The organism is Vibrio atlanticus, assembly GCF_024347315.1.
In the GTDB taxonomy this organism is placed as follows: Bacteria; Pseudomonadota; Gammaproteobacteria; order Enterobacterales; family Vibrionaceae; genus Vibrio; species Vibrio atlanticus.
Window position 1 is genome coordinate 3,104,505 of the sequence record NZ_AP025460.1, and the last position, 16,122, is coordinate 3,120,626.

The 16,122-nt window shown below is 44.9% G+C and carries 20 protein-coding genes; 8 read left to right on the plus strand and 12 right to left on the minus strand.

The window, feature by feature from the left end; translation table 11 throughout:
• Positions 1-31: 31 nt before the first annotated feature.
• The 7 genes from rpsG to fkpA all read right to left on the minus strand — a co-directional run bounded on the left by rpsG (position 32) and on the right by fkpA (position 3,889).
• A complete protein-coding gene (gene rpsG / locus OCV30_RS14025; RefSeq protein WP_012604916.1) occupies positions 32-502 on the minus strand; it encodes a 30S ribosomal protein S7 in 471 nt (156 codons plus the stop codon).
• Between the two features lie 103 nt (positions 503-605).
• A complete protein-coding gene (rpsL, locus tag OCV30_RS14030) occupies positions 606-980 on the minus strand; it encodes a 30S ribosomal protein S12 (RefSeq protein ID WP_012604917.1) in 375 nt (124 codons plus the stop codon).
• Between the two features lie 181 nt (positions 981-1,161).
• Entirely contained in the window at positions 1,162-1,437 is a 276-nt protein-coding gene (gene tusB, locus OCV30_RS14035) for a sulfurtransferase complex subunit TusB (RefSeq protein WP_065679717.1), read from the minus strand.
• Positions 1,438-1,445: 8 nt separating this feature from the next.
• Complete coding sequence (gene tusC / locus OCV30_RS14040) at positions 1,446-1,802, minus strand: sulfurtransferase complex subunit TusC (RefSeq protein WP_065679718.1); 357 nt, start codon at positions 1,800-1,802, stop codon at positions 1,446-1,448.
• On the minus strand, positions 1,799-2,188 hold the full coding sequence (tusD, locus tag OCV30_RS14045; protein ID WP_017103600.1) for a sulfurtransferase complex subunit TusD: 390 nt from the start codon (positions 2,186-2,188) through the stop codon (positions 1,799-1,801). The genes tusC and tusD overlap by 4 nt, the downstream gene beginning before the upstream one ends.
• Positions 2,182-2,907, minus strand: a complete 726-nt coding sequence (locus OCV30_RS14050) for a helix-turn-helix transcriptional regulator (RefSeq protein ID WP_012604921.1) — start codon at positions 2,905-2,907, stop codon at positions 2,182-2,184. The genes tusD and OCV30_RS14050 overlap by 7 nt, the downstream gene beginning before the upstream one ends.
• Before the next feature lie 205 nt (positions 2,908-3,112).
• Positions 3,113-3,889: an FKBP-type peptidyl-prolyl cis-trans isomerase gene (fkpA, locus tag OCV30_RS14055; protein ID WP_009848932.1), complete on the minus strand. Its 777-nt coding sequence runs from the start codon at positions 3,887-3,889 to the stop codon at positions 3,113-3,115.
• A 131-nt stretch (positions 3,890-4,020) separates the two neighbouring features.
• Between fkpA and OCV30_RS14060 the strand changes: the two genes are divergently transcribed.
• Positions 4,021-4,998: a WD40 repeat domain-containing protein gene (locus tag OCV30_RS14060; RefSeq protein WP_009848931.1), complete on the plus strand. Its 978-nt coding sequence runs from the start codon at positions 4,021-4,023 to the stop codon at positions 4,996-4,998.
• 5 nt (positions 4,999-5,003) lie between these two features.
• Entirely contained in the window at positions 5,004-5,231 is a 228-nt protein-coding gene (locus tag OCV30_RS14065) for a SlyX family protein (protein WP_009848930.1), read from the plus strand.
• Positions 5,232-5,414: 183 nt separating this feature from the next.
• Here OCV30_RS14065 and OCV30_RS14070 read toward each other — a convergent pair whose 3' ends face one another.
• The 5 genes from OCV30_RS14070 to kefG all read right to left on the minus strand — a co-directional run bounded on the left by OCV30_RS14070 (position 5,415) and on the right by kefG (position 10,015).
• Positions 5,415-6,380 carry an isoaspartyl peptidase/L-asparaginase family protein gene (locus OCV30_RS14070; protein WP_065679719.1) on the minus strand — a complete coding sequence of 322 codons (966 nt, stop codon included), beginning with the start codon at positions 6,378-6,380 and terminating at the stop codon, positions 5,415-5,417.
• Between the two features lie 235 nt (positions 6,381-6,615).
• A complete protein-coding gene (slyD, locus tag OCV30_RS14075; protein WP_009848928.1) occupies positions 6,616-7,206 on the minus strand; it encodes a peptidylprolyl isomerase in 591 nt (196 codons plus the stop codon).
• A gap of 94 nt (positions 7,207-7,300) precedes the next feature.
• Entirely contained in the window at positions 7,301-7,501 is a 201-nt protein-coding gene (locus tag OCV30_RS14080) for a YheV family putative zinc ribbon protein (RefSeq protein ID WP_020477226.1), read from the minus strand.
• Between the two features lie 146 nt (positions 7,502-7,647).
• Positions 7,648-9,444, minus strand: coding sequence for a glutathione-regulated potassium-efflux system protein KefB (gene kefB, locus OCV30_RS14085; protein ID WP_029225383.1), 1,797 nt, complete (start codon positions 9,442-9,444; stop codon positions 7,648-7,650).
• Positions 9,431-10,015, minus strand: a complete 585-nt coding sequence (kefG, locus tag OCV30_RS14090) for a glutathione-regulated potassium-efflux system ancillary protein KefG (protein WP_009848925.1) — start codon at positions 10,013-10,015, stop codon at positions 9,431-9,433. The genes kefB and kefG overlap by 14 nt, the downstream gene beginning before the upstream one ends.
• A gap of 174 nt (positions 10,016-10,189) precedes the next feature.
• On the opposite strand from kefG, the gene OCV30_RS14095 reads away from it, so the two are divergent.
• The 6 genes from OCV30_RS14095 to crp all read left to right on the plus strand — a co-directional run bounded on the left by OCV30_RS14095 (position 10,190) and on the right by crp (position 15,977).
• Positions 10,190-12,112: an ABC transporter ATP-binding protein gene (locus OCV30_RS14095; protein ID WP_017096560.1), complete on the plus strand. Its 1,923-nt coding sequence runs from the start codon at positions 10,190-10,192 to the stop codon at positions 12,110-12,112.
• Positions 12,109-12,579 carry a TIGR02444 family protein gene (locus OCV30_RS14100; protein WP_009848923.1) on the plus strand — a complete coding sequence of 157 codons (471 nt, stop codon included), beginning with the start codon at positions 12,109-12,111 and terminating at the stop codon, positions 12,577-12,579. Before OCV30_RS14095 ends, OCV30_RS14100 begins: the two co-directional genes overlap by 4 nt.
• A 276-nt stretch (positions 12,580-12,855) precedes the next feature.
• Positions 12,856-13,848: a hydrolase gene (locus tag OCV30_RS14105; protein ID WP_065679720.1), complete on the plus strand. Its 993-nt coding sequence runs from the start codon at positions 12,856-12,858 to the stop codon at positions 13,846-13,848.
• Between the two features lie 95 nt (positions 13,849-13,943).
• Positions 13,944-14,156: a YheU family protein gene (locus OCV30_RS14110; RefSeq protein WP_010435208.1), complete on the plus strand. Its 213-nt coding sequence runs from the start codon at positions 13,944-13,946 to the stop codon at positions 14,154-14,156.
• Between the two features lie 77 nt (positions 14,157-14,233).
• Positions 14,234-15,103, plus strand: coding sequence for a phosphoribulokinase (locus tag OCV30_RS14115; RefSeq protein WP_012604929.1), 870 nt, complete (start codon positions 14,234-14,236; stop codon positions 15,101-15,103).
• A gap of 241 nt (positions 15,104-15,344) precedes the next feature.
• On the plus strand, positions 15,345-15,977 hold the full coding sequence (gene crp / locus OCV30_RS14120) for a cAMP-activated global transcriptional regulator CRP (RefSeq protein WP_017036097.1): 633 nt from the start codon (positions 15,345-15,347) through the stop codon (positions 15,975-15,977).
• The last annotated feature ends 145 nt before the right edge of the window (positions 15,978-16,122 follow it).

Here is a 16,122-nt window from a genome sequence, read left to right on the forward strand (position 1 = left end):
CTGCAAGGAAACTTGCAGCACTAAAAAGGTATTACCAGCGGTAATGTGCGAACGCTTTGTTTGCGTCAGCCATACGGTGAACGTCTTCACGTTTCTTAACCGAAGTACCTTTGTTCTCAGACGCGTCTAGCATTTCAGCAGCTAGGCGTTGAGCCATAGATTTTTCACCACGCTTACGCGCAGCTTCAACTACCCAACGCATAGCAAGAGCGTTACGGCGAACCGGACGAACTTCTACAGGTACTTGGTAAGTTGAACCACCCACACGGCGAGATTTAACTTCTACCGCTGGACGAACATTTTCAAGAGCTTCTTCAAATACAGCTAAGTGATCTTTACCAGATTTCTCAGCCATAACTTCTAGTGCAGTGTAAACAATCTTCTCTGCAGTAGATTTTTTTCCGTCAACCATAAGGATGTTAACGAATTTTGCCAGCAGCTCAGATTTGAACTTAGGATCTGGAAGGATCTTACGCTGGCCTATTACGCGACGACGTGGCATGGAATTTCTCCGTTGTCTTCTTCAGGTTTTTTCCAAAACTTTTCAGAATAATAAATAAATAGTGTTTGGCCTTACTTAACGCTTTCTTTTAAAAAAAGACGCATTAAGACTTAGGACGTTTCACACCATACTTAGAACGACCTTTCTTACGGTCGTTAACGCCTGCACAGTCAAGTGCACCGCGAACAGTGTGGTAACGCACACCTGGTAAATCTTTAACACGACCACCACGGATAAGAACAACACTGTGTTCTTGAAGGTTATGACCTTCGCCGCCGATGTATGAAGTAACTTCAAAGCCGTTAGTTAGACGAACACGACATACTTTACGTAGTGCTGAGTTCGGTTTTTTTGGAGTAGTAGTATATACGCGAGTACATACACCACGTTTTTGTGGGCACGCTTCTAGTGCAGGCACGTTGCTTTTAACAACCTGCTTTACACGAGGAGTACGTACCAACTGGTTAATAGTTGCCATTAACTAGCTCCTGATTTACTTGAAAGTAAGCTTGATGAAAAATCTAGCCCTATTACACATAGTGTAAATAGGGACGCAAAATTCTATTCAGCAGTGGGATGTGTGTCAAGAAATATACAGATCTTTTTTAGCCGTCTAGAGCTCAGGATGGTCTTTTTTTAACCACACTGATAAAATACCGCTACCAAGTGACTGATTTGTCGTTCAAAACAGTCAGTTTTACGAATCCATCGAAGTCCACTTGATCCAGAGAGCTTGAAGCAAGTTGTTGTAGACCTCGACTATAAAGATCTGTTTTTAATACCGACACATGTTTAACGGTTGAGATTTGATTGAATAACTCATGATTTGGAAGGCAAACATACACCGCATCTTCAACCAAAAGGATGTAATCCTGTTGTTGCGAGTACGCTAATGCAAGCTTGAGTTTGTCTACTGATTTTACAATATGAAGCATAACGTTCCCTAGAAAGTCAGTATTTTTTTGCTCTGAGCTAACTTCTGCGTCAACTCATTCACTTCTAGCGCAGTCACATCGATCAGTAAGCTATCAGTCGAGAGACCAAACTGATTGAGGCTATGTTGACACACGTAAACCTGCTCGATGTCGTAAAGGTCCATAAGCTTGAATGCGGAAATATAGTCGCGTGATAAGGATTCATCAGGCTGTTGCGCTTTGAGAAGCTGTGTAACGCCATCACCGACAAAGAATACGCTGATGTCTTCACTGTAAGCTGAAGCCGCTAACAATGCGTCTAGCCCTTCCCTACCTGCAGCCGTTGTATGAGGAAAGCTGTTAAATATAAATGCTAATGTGCTCAAAACTGGACAACCCTATCTTGCGTCAGAAGTGCTTCAGATAAACTCCCTAAGCCAGCTTGGGTAAACCCTGTCGCCAAGTTAGATGCACTTAATTGATGTTGCGCCGCTTCTTCCGTGCTGATAACTCCACGCCTTAGCGCAGCAGCAACACATGTCTCTAAGCTAACATTGTGCTCGTCCGCCAGTTTTTGCCAAGCGGCAGCTAAATCAAATTCATCATTAGCAGGCACAGTAATGCCAGAGCCATTACTGACGCCGTCTTGATAGAAGAACACACTGTGAAGTTTGTGGCCCTGTTTCAATAGAGCCACAGCAAACTGATAAGCACTTCTTGCGGATTGTGAGCCGTAAACGGGTCCATTAACTAAGAGTGTATAGCTTAACAACCCTCTTCATCCTCTGTTTTACGTTGACGGATGTACAAGTACACTGTGTGCTTAGAGATATTCAATCGCTCAGCAACGCGGTTAATCGCGTCTTTGATGTCGAAAATACCTTTGTCGTATAGCTCCATCACGATTTGGCGATTTTTGGTGTTGTTCGATACAGATTTGTCTGCATTGATTTCTTCAATCGTGCGTTCAACCGTTTGGTCGACAAGTTCTTCAACGTCACTAGCAAAGTTAACAGATGACGCTGCTTCGTCCGCGTCTTGCGTAGGCATGAAAGATTGCAGAACTTGTGAGAATGGCGCATCTAAGTTCACGTTAATACACAATAAGCCAATCACTCGGTCTTCACCATTGCGGATAGCAACCGTGATCGACTTCATTAGTACCCCGCCTTTAGCGCGAGTAAAATATGAACGAGAGAAGTTACGCTTAGAACCTTCAATATCTTTCAGCATCTTCAATGCAAGATCGGTGATTGGCGAACCAACCTGACGGCCTGTATTTTCACCATTGGCAATTTTAATCGCTGAAGTATTGAGGTCTTCTAAAGAGTGTAAAACGATTTCACAAAACGGACCGATCAGACTCGCAATACCATCAACTACGGCCTCGTAAGATCTTAAGATAATTTTATCGTGTTCACTGAATGGCATGACATGGACTGATTCCATTTCGAGTAACATGTCCGCATTGACTGTTTCTGTAGTAGTCACTTATTCCTTACCTTCGTGTGAAAAATCAACAAATTTATGTAAGTTTATCAGAAAATTTTAATTGCACACCTAGCTAACATTGCAACTAGTGATTTAGAACAAGTTTAAAAATCAAATACTCATATTCAAGTCATAAAAAAAGCCTAACTTAAAGTTAGGCTTTTTATTCAATCAACGTATTTTAGTACGAGGCTTTTAACCGATATTATTGTGCAGGAGCTGCTTCAGCGTTATCGATATTTAGTAGTTCTACTTCGAATACTAGCGTTGAGTTAGCTGGGATAGTCGGTGTATCTTGCTCACCGTATGCTAGCTCTGGCGGGATAACGAACTTGTACTTAGAACCCACTTGCATCAATTGTACGCCTTCAGTCCAGCCTGGGATTACGCGGTTTAGTGGGAATGTTGCTGGTTCGCCACGATCGTAAGAGCTGTCGAACTGAGTGCCGTCTGTTAGCGTACCTTTGTAGTGTACTTGAACCGTATCAGTATCTTTTGGAGAAGCGCCTTCACCAGCCGTCATTACTTGGTAAAGTAGACCAGATTCAGTTTGCTTAACGCCTTCAGTTTTAGCGAACTCAGCGCGGAAGTCATCACCCGCTTTCTTCACTTCTGCAGACTTTTCTGCCGCTTGTGCTTGCATCGTTTCAGCAACACGCTTGTCTAGAGCTTCAAGAGCTGCACGAGTCTCTTCTTCGTTAAGTGCCGTCTTCTCTGCGAATACGTCTTCGATACCTTGAAGAACCATCGCTTTGTCTAGGTTAATACCTAGCTCGCTTGGCTTATCAATGCTTGTGCTTAAGTAGTTAGCGAAAGATACACCGATTGCGTATGCCGCTTTGTCATCTTCTGTTTTAAAGTTTACTGCTGCAACTTTAACTTCTTCTACCTGTGGAGCTTCTGCCTTTGGTTCTTCTTTCTGACAACCAACTGCTAGCATAACCGTTGCGGCAAGCAGTGATACTTTTAAAACTGATTTCATTGAATTCTCCAATTAATGGCCAAGCCATTGGTTATTGTGCACAAATCTAATGATTAGATTGGTGTGAATACGTTAGTTATAACAATATACTAGTCATATGTCTTTCGACACAAACCGGATTATTGGATGTGATGCGAATATTTTTCCACTCATTGCTATGTACGATTGTCATCACCTTGTTAAATGGCTGCTTTTTCTTCCAAGATGATGACCAACGCTGGGAAATTGAACCCAACGGCGCCACCAGCTTTGCCCTAAGTAGAGATGGTCGCTTCGCGCTGCTCTACTCGCAGCAAAAACAGCTGCTCCTTTGGGATCTTGCCCAAAACAAAGAACTGGCTCAACTTGGTCCACAAGATCAATCCGAAAATCAAGTATCGCGTATTCGCATCTCTGACAATGGTCGCTTTGCCATTACCGCCAGTCAGATGAATTTCGCCGTTTGGGACTTATCTTGGACACAAGCTGAAGGGCTATGGTCGATTTCCGATGGCTTAATTCGCGATGTTGATATCTCTAGCAACGGTGAAAAAGTCCTGCTGGGCCTATCTAATGGCAAAGCTATCTATGTGGACTTAGTCACCGGACGCCGTCTGGAGTTCCTCGCTCACCGAGAAAAAGTTAATTCCGTCTCCCTATCTTCGAATGGGCGCTACGCATTATCAGGCGGTAACGACTATAAAGCTTACCTTTGGGATACCGAATCAGGCTTGGTATTGCGTACATTCGAGCATGAACAAAGAGTCGTACGAGTTGCCTTACAACGAGATGGAGAGCTAGCTTTTACCTCCGATGGAGGGAATCAAGCGATGATCTGGGATCTTGAGACAGGTGAACCTCAAGCTCAATTGCAGAGCTGGTCTCGACAGCTAATTTTCTCCAGTGCTCGCTTTTCTGATGACGGCAGTATGTTGGTAACAGGTACGCCATCTAGCCAAGTGAGCGTGTGGAATACTCAAGATGGTAAACGCATTTCTCGCCACGACGCCGAGCCATTAAAAGATGCTCGCCCTCCTCGTGCGGTAGTGTATGATGCAGCCTTTGATGATAAGAACCGTGTGATATCGGGCACCTCTGCGGGCATTGCCCAAGCTTGGAATGTGGATTAAGAACGATGACAGAAAAGCGAGTTGAACAATTAGAAAGCCGCGTGAATGACCTAGAATGTCAGTTGGCTTTCCAAGAGCAAACCATTGAAGAACTTAATGAAGCGCTTAGCCAACAACAGATGTTGATCACGAGAATGCAAGACCAGATGAAGTTCGTGGTTGGCAAAGTAAAAAATATGGATGGCTCAAACCTCGCTGACGCATCAGAAGAGACGCCACCCCCACACTATTAAGTGCGGTTTAAAGATAACGAATTAATTCTAGCGACGCATATCGTTAGTTTCTCGTCCTCAATGTGTAAACACATTTCAGGACGGGACATAGAAAACTAAAAGGGCGACAGATGCTTATCTGTCGCCCTTTTTGTTTGTTTAATCTGCGCTAATTTAACCAAAGCCAGTTAAGCCAATACAAGCTTAGTCATCGGCATAAATCTTCACTTCCACGCAGCCTTTCGTATCAACACTCGCGCGATACATTCCTGAACTGTTCATGGCGAAGTGAATATCACCTTGGCTATCGATAGCAATCAAGCCGCCTTCGCCACCGATGGTTTTCAGTTCACCTTGAATGATGTGTTCACAAGCCGTATGCACATCTTCCTTGAGATAACGCATTCTTGCCGCCACATCGCTGGCGACCATCTTTCTAAGGAAGAATTCACCCATGCCTGTTGTTGAAACGGCCACGTTGCCATTCTCAGCAACAGTGCCTGCACCGATGATTGGAGAATCTCCCACACGACCGTATTTTTTATTGGTTACGCCACCAGTGCTGGTTGCGGCAGCCAAATTACCTGCTTGATCTAACGCCACCGCACCAACTGTGCCGTACTTTTTATCGTCGGGGTATTTTTGAGCTTGCTCTTCATCGTATTTTGCTTCAGACAAAGCAAAGATGCCTTTCTCTTTCATCGACTGAAGTTGATCATAACGACGCTCAGTAAAGAAGTAGTCTTGCTCGGTGAAGGTATACTCATGCTCAAACGCAAACCTCTCTGCGCCTTCACCAATCAGCAGTACGTGGTCGCTTTTAAGCATCACATCACGAGCCAGCTCTACCGGGTTTTTGATATGACGAACACCGGCAATAGCACCCGCATCCATTTCACGACCGTGCATCACAGAAGCATCCATCTCAACAAATTCATCATGAGTCAGAACCGAACCTTTACCTGCATTAAAATGCGGACTGTCTTCCATCACTTTAACCGATGCAACCACTGCATCCAGAGCGTCACCACCCGATTGCAACACTTGATAGCCGGCTAAAACAGACTTTTCCAAAGCCTCGGTAATACCCGTTTTTAATTCATCGCTCATTTGCTCTCGTAAGATGGTGCCTGCACCACCATGAATGGCAATTGAAAAAGGCTGTGACATGCGAACTCTCCACTGACGTCGTCTTATAATGTTGTGCTATCAATACCACATCCATGGTTTGATGTCTGATAGCGAAAACCAAACTATTTACGAACGCTTAGATTTGCGGACACTAAGATTTACTGACATTTAGTTTGGTAGACGAAAAGCCAACTCAAAAAGCTAGCACCCTAAACGAAAAAAACCTCCACAAGGGAGGCTTTCAATATTCTTAAACTAAACCGTTAATTCGATATTAGTGAGAACCACAGCTACCGCCGCCGCAGCAGCCGTCTTTTTTCTCTTCAGCATGGTCATGGCCTTCGCCACCACAGCAGCCACCTTCGTGATCATGATCGTGGTCGTGACCGCCACAGCCGCCTTCTTGGTGTACGTGACCGTGTTGAACTTCTTCTTCAGTCGCTTCACGAACCGCTACAACTTCAACGTCAAACGTTAGAGTTTGGCCAGCTAGCATGTGGTTGCCGTCAACAACAACTTCGTCGCCATCTACTTCAGTAACTTCAACTGGGATTGGACCTTGGTCAGTATCCGCTAGGAAACGCATGCCAACTTCGATTTGCTCAACACCTTGGAACACGTCAGCAGGAACACGTTGAACTAGGTCATCGTTGTGCTCGCCGTAAGCGTCTTCTGGAGTAACAGTTGCTGAGAACTTGTCGCCAGCGACTTTGCCTTCAAGCTCTTTTTCAAGACCTGTAATTAGGTTGTTGTGACCGTGAAGGTAATCTAGTGGAGCTTCTGCAGTTGATTGGTCAACTACTACGCCATCTTCAAGTTTCACTTGATATGCAACACTAACTACTACGTTCTTTTCAATTTTCATGAGAGCTCCAAGGAGGTTTGGACTAAGCTCGAACAGTTGAGCTTAGGAAAAATTCTGTACCCGGATATTATGGGGATCAATTGACGAAACTCAATCATTCAGGCTTAAAAATACCGATCATTTCTTGATTTGCGTGTTCAGATTTCTCTACAGTTTTCGGTTTACGCTGCTCGGTGAAGTCACAATCGACGCATTCCACCAGCTCGATATTATTTTCAACCCACCAGCGGAGTGTGTCTTGAGTACTACAGCTTGGGCAGCTCGCCCCAGCGATAAAGCGTTTTTTCTGTTTCACGTTCATATCCTTTACTACTCTGGATTCGCAGTTCTTCTATTCATCTCTGAGTTAAAGGCTCTGTAGAGACCGCGTTTATTATTAGGGTGTATTGTTGTTAGTTATAAAATCTTGGTTATAAGTTCTGAAGAGCAATTCACTCCAGACTATTGCCAATAATTTCGAGACTGGTGATCGTTTTCCATCTCGTGTCCAAAAATCTCTTCAAGCTCTTTACGAGCCTCTTTCGCTCGCTGGGCTAACTCGGCATCTTCGTTATGCTGAGGAAGTAACTCTTTCAGCATACCATTATCCAATTTCCTAAAGTGTGCTTCTGCTCGCTTCGCTTTATATGGATGCATGCCAAGTTCGGTCAATGTTTGACGACCTAAATCTAATGCCCCAAGGAAGGTTTCACGCGAGTAGTTACTCACACCATGGTTAAGTAATTGATACGCTTCAACACGGCTTCGAGCGCGCGCTAAAATCTTTAACTGTGGGAAATGCTGCTTACACAAGTCGACAGTTTTCATGATTTCGTCTGGAGAGTCGGTACACAACACGATCGCTTCCGCTTTATCAGCTCCGGCTGCGCGTAATAATTCAAGATGAGTCGAGTCACCGTAGAACACCTTGTAGCCGAACTTTCTAAGGATGTGTATTTGGCTGGCATCACTTTCAAGGACGGTGATACGAATCTTATTGGCGTACATCAAGCGACCAATGATCTGACCGAAACGACCAAAGCCTGCAATGATCACTCGAGGGCTACGATCAACCACATCCGAAGACATCGCGCTTTCACTGATTTGATTAAGTTGGCGAGCAAAAAATCGGTCTTGCAGCTTAAGCATCAATGGTGTGGTCACCATAGACAGGCTCACAACAACCAGTAAGAACGACACTTGGTCGCCGCTTAAGATGCCTTGTGCGCTCGCCGCGGTAAAAATAACGAAGGCGAACTCACCACCTTGGCTAAGGATCATCGCCATTCGGCTGCGCGCTTTAGCTTGAGTGCCGAAGATACGAGCCAGCGCATACAGCACCAAACCTTTCAATACGACCAGAGACGACACTGCGATAAGTATTGCGAATGGGCTTTCTGCCAGTAAACCTAAGTTCACCGCCATACCAACCGAAATAAAGAACAAGCCAAGCAGTAACCCTTTGAATGGGTCAATCGCGATTTCAAGCTCGTGTCGATATTCACTTTCAGCCAGAAGTACGCCCGCCAAGAAAGTACCTAATGCCATCGACAAACCAATCTGCTGCATGATGACGGCAATACCAATCACCAATAATAGCGCTGCTACCGTGAACAACTCACGCACACCGCTCATGACTACATATCGGAATAGTGGTCTCAACAAGAAGTGACCACCGACAAGCAAGCCAATCACACCGCCTAGCATCCACAACATGTCAGCCCAACTGCCGCCCGTATTGCCAGCAAGCAAAGGCAGCATCGCCAACATAGGGATTACGGCAATATCTTGGAAAAGTAATACCGCAAAGCCTGACTGCCCTGCTTCTTTGCCACCAAGCTCTCGCTCTTCAATAACACGCAACGCAATAGCGGTCGAAGACAAAGCTAAACCCATGCCGATGACTAAGCTAGTTTGCCAAGTTAAACCAAACATACACGCGATGGCGGTAATAATCAGAGTGGTGATCAGCACTTGAGCGCCACCGAGTCCGAGAATGGGGGCTCGCATCTGCCACAGTTTTTTCGGATTAAGTTCGAGACCAATCAAGAAGAGCAGCAGTACCACCCCGAATTCGGAGAAGTGTAGAATCGCCTCTACATCACTGATTAAACCAAGCCCCCACGGGCCAATCGCCACACCCGCTAATAAGTAACCGAGTACTGAACCCAAGCCAGCGCGCTGTGCGATAGGAACCGCAACCACAGCAGCTGCTAAAAATATAACGCTACTTTGTAGAAAATCGTTAGTCAGAGCCATCATTCGCTCCTATATCTTGTAGCGGGTCTCGCAACCAATTTCGATACGCTTCTGCGTGTTGGTAACGCGTCATATCGGTGACATTTCGTGCCCAGTGTAAAACCAAAGGGGATATCCAGTGCATCTGACACAAAGCAGCAGTTAGCTCGAATGGTTGCAAAATCTCTTGTAATGGATATTTATTATAGCCTGCGGCACCAAACGCCTCTTCTTTACCACCGGTAGTAATCACACTGCGCCAGTGTTTACCTTTAAGCGCACTTTGCTCACCAAACGCAAAACCCTTGCCTAAGACTCGGTCAAACCACTCTTTAAGCAGTGATGGGCAGGAATACATAAACAAAGGGTGTTGGAACACGATCACATCATATTCAAGCAGCAATGCATGCTCAGAAGGCACATCAATAAAGAAATCAGGATAGATGGCGTAGAGATCGTGGACTTTGACATTCCCAAGCGACTCTATCTTTTTAACCATGATCTGGTTAGCGATAGAGGTTTGTGGCTCTGGATGCGCATAGATGACCAGCACCTTGGGCACGGGGTTGTCTGTCGAGGGAGTATTACTCATTCCTTTGAAACATTCCTTTGAAGGCTAAACGGTGGCAAGGCCACTAGAATTTAAGCAAAAGTTACTAATATGTTATTGGCATCATAACGCAAATTGCATTGTGATCGACTTTTATCTGGTTTCAGCCTACTATGCAGGCGTCTGTTCACCTCTAATTTCTATGCTATTTCAATTATGATTACTTTCTCTGATATTCAATTGCTACGCGGCGGTAAGCCACTCCTCGACCAAGCATCTGCGACTTTTCACCCTGGCGACAAGATCGGTTTGGTTGGTAAGAATGGCTGTGGTAAATCTACGCTGTTCGCCCTAATTAAGGACGAACTGTCTATTGATGCTGGCTCATTCAGTAAACCAGCCCATTGGGAAATGGCTTGGGTTGCTCAAGAAACACCTGCATTAGAAAGAACAGCAATTGAATACGTGATTGATGGCGACCGCGAATACCGTGGCCTTGAAGATCAACTGGAGAAAGCCGAACAAGCCGACAACGGCACATTAGTCGCAGAGATCCATGGCAAGATTGAAACCATTGGTGGTTATAGCATCAAAGCACGCGCGGCTGAGCTGTTAGACGGCCTGGGCTTTCGCCAAGAACAAATGACATGGAACCTGACTCAATTTTCAGGGGGTTGGCGTATGCGTTTGAACCTAGCGCAAGCCCTACTGTGTCGCAGTGACCTACTGTTACTCGATGAGCCAACCAACCACTTGGATTTAGACGCTGTAATGTGGCTAGAACGCTGGTTACAAAACTACCCAGGCACACTGGTTCTTATCTCACACGATAGGGACTTCTTGGATCCTATCGTCAACCGCATCGTGCATGTTGAAAATCAACTGCTCAATGAATACACCGGTAACTACTCGTCGTTTGAAACCCAACGAGCGCAAAAGCTAATTCTGCAACAAGCGATGTACCAAAAGCAGCAGAAACAAATGTCTCACATGCAGAGCTACATTGACCGTTTCCGTTATAAAGCTTCAAAAGCTCGCCAAGCGCAAAGCCGTATTAAAGCGCTAGAGAAAATGGAACAAGTACTGCCCGCTCAGTTTGATAACCCTTTCAGCTTTGAATTTAGAGAACCAGACGCACTACCAAACCCAATCATGATGATGGACGAAGTCTCTGCAGGTTACGATGACAATCTGATTCTAGAGAAGATTCGCCTAAACCTAGTACCGGGCAGCCGTATTGGTTTGCTTGGTCGAAATGGTGCCGGTAAATCGACGCTGATTAAGCTGCTTTCAGGTGAACTGAAACAACAAGGTGGCGAGCTAAGCTATTCACAAGGCGTTAAAATGGGTTACTTTGCCCAACACCAATTAGAGACGCTGCACCCGGAAGAGACACCACTTCAGCACATGATGCAGATTGCGCCAAAACACACCGAGCAACAACTGCGTGACTACCTAGGTAGCTTTGGCTTCCAAGGTGAAAAAGCGCTCGATAAAGTGGCACCGTTCTCTGGTGGTGAAAAAGCGCGTTTAGTTCTGGCGCTACTGGTATGGCAAAAACCGAACCTGTTGCTACTCGATGAACCAACCAACCACTTGGATCTCGATATGCGTCAGGCACTAACGTTTGCATTGCAGACGTTTGAAGGCGCGATGGTTATCGTATCGCACGACCGCTACCTACTTCGTGCCACTACTGATGATTTATACCTTGTACACGACCGTCAAGTTGCACCGTTTGATGGTGACCTTAGCGATTACTACAAGTGGCTAACCGAACAACAGAAAGTTGAGCGAAAAGAAGCACAAGCATTGGCACCAGCAAAAGATGGCGCCAACAGTGCAGCAGCAAAAAAAGATCAGAAACGTAAAGAAGCAGAGTTCCGTAAACTAACGGCACCAATTCGTAAAAAGCTGACTCAATTTGAAAAGCAGATGGATAAATTAACGTTGGCTCTTGAAGAAGCCGAGCAAGAATTATCCGATACTTCACTGTATGAAGCTGAAAATAAGGCTAAACTGAATAAAGTACTCGCTCTACAAGCGAGCAGTAAGTCACAGCTAGAAGAAGTTGAAATGGATTGGATGTCCACTCAAGAAGAGCTTGAGCAGATGGAACTGGATATGGATAGCTTATGAGCCCAGAGCACGCACCAATATCACTAACACTGGAACGACTATGGCAATTTAGCCTTCAGTATTACAGTGTGCGCGGTGTTAAGGATGCGTGCTTAGCTTTGCAAAACCAATTCCATGGCAACGTCAATCTACTGCTGCTTCTCAAATGGCTTGATGAGCAGCAACTCTCTTTCGCTGAGGAGGAGTGGCACAAGGTGCAACAATGCTTAAGTCGCTCTGAAACCTTGCTTCATAGTTATCGAGAGCTGCGTAAACACCTCAAAGCACACGTTGTTGATTCACTCTACCGTGAAGCCTTACAATTTGAGCTGCAGCTTGAGAAACAACAGCAATCCGATCTCGTCGACTGCATTAAGTCTCTTCAACTTACAGCGAACCAACAATCACCGCTCGCTTTACAGTACTGTCGTTTATTAGGGGCGGAAAATCTCTACGACGCTTTTTCTGAACCAGCACCACAGCCCTAACGCATTTCCTTTTCCTTTTATTCAATCAAGCTCCAAGCTTAACTGCGCTCGCTCGTTACCATGATCGCATGCTGACTAAAACACATCTGGGGGAGTCTTTAATACGCCCAACCTTGATATTATTCAACCAGTTACCCATCACCTGTTTTGGTCGATCATATCAGTGAAACCCTTGCGCTTATGCTAAGAATCAACCAAGCTCAAATAAAAACGTGGGCGTTTCGCTAAAAGCTCAACACTTTATCAAAGCCCATAAAAGAAGCATGGACTGTTTTTATGACAATATTTACCGCTGCCGCTGGCCTGTCGAATCCACATTTACAAACCTTAGTGCCAAGATTTATTAGAAAGCAGGCGTTGTTTGCTCCTCAATGGCAGACCTTAGAAACTCCCGACGGCGATTTCCTAGACCTTGCATGGAGTGAATCGCCAGACGGTGACACGCCAAGCAATGATGATAAAAGTAACAAGCCAATATTCGTTCTATTCCACGGATTAGAAGGGAGCTTTGAGAGCCCTTACGCCAACGGGCTGATGAATGCATTTGCTAAAGATGGTTGGCTATCAGTGATGATGCACTTTAGAGGTTGCAGCGGAAAACCAAATCGCTTGGCTCGTGCATACCATTCAGGTGAAGTCGAAGATGCGCGCTTTTTCCTAAGGCATCTGCACGCGCAGTTCCCCAGCAACCCCAAAGTTGCAGTTGGTATCTCTTTGGGTGGTAACATGCTGGCGAATTATTTGGCTGAGTATGCCGACGACCCATTGCTGTCGGCGGCGACCATAGTATCAGCTCCATTTGACTTGGCTTGTTGTTCTAGTCGCATTGAGCAGGGCTTCTCCAAGCTCTATAAGAAGTATCTACTCAACTCTCTAAAATCAAACGCCTTGAAAAAAGTTAACCTGCTACAGGAAAAGCTGGGGGTCACAGCGGAAACCATTAAGAAGATCACCAAACTGTATGAGTTTGATGAACAAATTACGGCGCCTCTGCATGGGTTCAAAAATGCCCAAGATTATTATGCACAATGCTCCGCACTGCCTAAACTCAAGAAGATCAAACTACCAACTCAGATCATTCATGCCAAGGACGATCCTTTCATGACCGATGATGTGATTCCAAAGTTCGTTCTGCCTGATAACATCGATTATCGACTGTTTCAAAAAGGCGGTCATGTGGGGTTCATTACTGGCAGCACACTCAAGCCAAGATTTTGGTTAGAAGAAGCATTACCCGCCTACTATAAAAGTCTACAAGATTCGGCATAATGACGAGCCTTAGTAAATAGCAGTAAAGATATTACTAAGCTCACTCATTTCTACAACAATAAACCTATCCATGAACATAAAAGAGAGAAGTATTTATGATCATCCCGTGGCAAGACATTGCGCCAGAGACACTGGAAAACCTCATCAAAGAATTCGTACTGCGTGAAGGTACAGACTATGGTGACGTAGAAGTTTCACTGCAAAACAAAATTGACCAAGTGAAACATCAATTAGCCTCAGGAGAAGTGAGTATCGTGTTTTCTGAACTGCATGAAACCGTTGATATTCAAGTCACAAAACGCTTCTAAGCTGCGCTCATAAAGGAGCCGTGTTATAGTGGTAAACGATTGCTAACAAGTAAGTTACTCAAAAGACAAGGGTTGTCATGTCCGCTAAACATCCAATTATTGCGGTGACGGGTTCATCTGGAGCCGGCACCACCACTACCTCAGAAGCCTTCCGAAAAATGTTCAATATGATGGACGTGAAGGCAGCTTGGGTTGAAGGGGATAGTTTCCATCGCTTCACTCGACCAGAGATGGATGTCGAGATCCGTAAGGCGCGCGAGCAAGGTAAGCACATCAGCTACTTTGGTCCACAAGCTAACGATTTTGGTGCATTAGAAGATTTCTTCCGTCAATACGGCAATGAAGGCACGGGAAAAGTCCGTAGCTATCTGCATACCTTCGATGAAGCCGTGCCTTACAATCAAATGCCCGGCACCTTTACGCCATGGCAAGAGATCCCTGAAAACTCGGATGTGATGTTCTACGAAGGTCTTCACGGTGGCGTAGTCGATGGTGACATCAATGTTTCTCAACACGTCGATCTGCTTATCGGCATGGTACCTATCGTAAACTTGGAGTGGATCCAGAAATTCGTTCGTGACACACGCGATCGTGGTCACTCTCGCGAAGCGGTGATGGATTCTATTGTTCGCTCAATGGATGATTACCTTAACTACATTACCCCGCAGTTTTCGCGAACTCATATCAACTTTCAGCGTGTCCCTACCGTAGATACATCAAATCCACTGAATGCAAAAGGGATCCCAAGTTTAGACGAAAGCTTCGTGGTTATACGTTTGCGCGGCATCAAAAACGTCGATTTTCCTTACTTGTTGGCTATGATTGATGGCTCATTTATGTCACGTCATAACACACTTGTGGTGCCAGGAGGCAAGATGAGTTTTGCTATGGAGCTCATTGTAAGGCCGATCCTGCAACAACTTATAGAAACCGGTAAAATAGGCTAACAAAACAACATTCTGGTTGATTACTTTTCATACCGTGATCATGTGCACAATTTTGCGTAAAAAATCGTAGCTTGGTCACGATTAAAATCAAGAAATAGTACCTGAAAAAGGATACTATTCTTAAACGAAACACAAGATAGCTTGCAGCACTCAACGAGTGCTCTTATCCTAGCTACGTCAATTCAGGCTTAGCTAAAATATGGAAAGCGGCAAGCATACCCTGCAGAGGAAGTAAGATATTATGGTTCTAGGTAAACCCCAAACCGATCCAACATTAGAGTGGTTCCTTTCACACTGTCATATTCATAAGTACCCTTCAAAAAGTACTTTGATTCATGCTGGTGAAAAGGCAGAAACCTTGTACTACATTGTTAAAGGTTCTGTGGCAGTTCTTATCAAAGACGAAGAAGGTAAGGAAATGATTCTTTCTTACCTAAACCAAGGCGACTTCATCGGTGAGCTTGGCTTGTTCGAAGAAGACCAAGAGCGTACTGCATGGGTTCGTGCAAAATCTCCTTGTGAAGTGGCTGAGATTTCTTTCAAGAAATTCCGTCAACTTATCCAAGTGAACCCAGATATTCTAATGCGTCTTTCATCGCAAATGGCAAACCGTCTACAAGTAACTAGCCAAAAGGTTGGTGACTTAGCGTTCCTTGACGTAACAGGTCGTATCGCTCAAACGCTACTAAACCTAGCAAAACAGCCAGATGCAATGACTCACCCTGACGGCATGCAAATCAAGATCACTCGTCAAGAGATTGGCCAGATTGTTGGTTGTTCTCGTGAGACCGTAGGTCGTATCTTGAAGATGCTAGAAGAGCAGAACCTAATTTCTGCACACGGTAAGACTATCGTGGTATACGGCACTCGTTAATCTCGATTAACTGAGCCAAAAATTTGAAAGCCACCAAATGCGAATTTGGTGGCTTTTTTGTTTTCTAAATATCTAGAGAACAGATGCGGGAAGCAAAGTTAGAAATCGGACTTCACTATTCTAAAGTATCTCGAAGCGAAGCGTA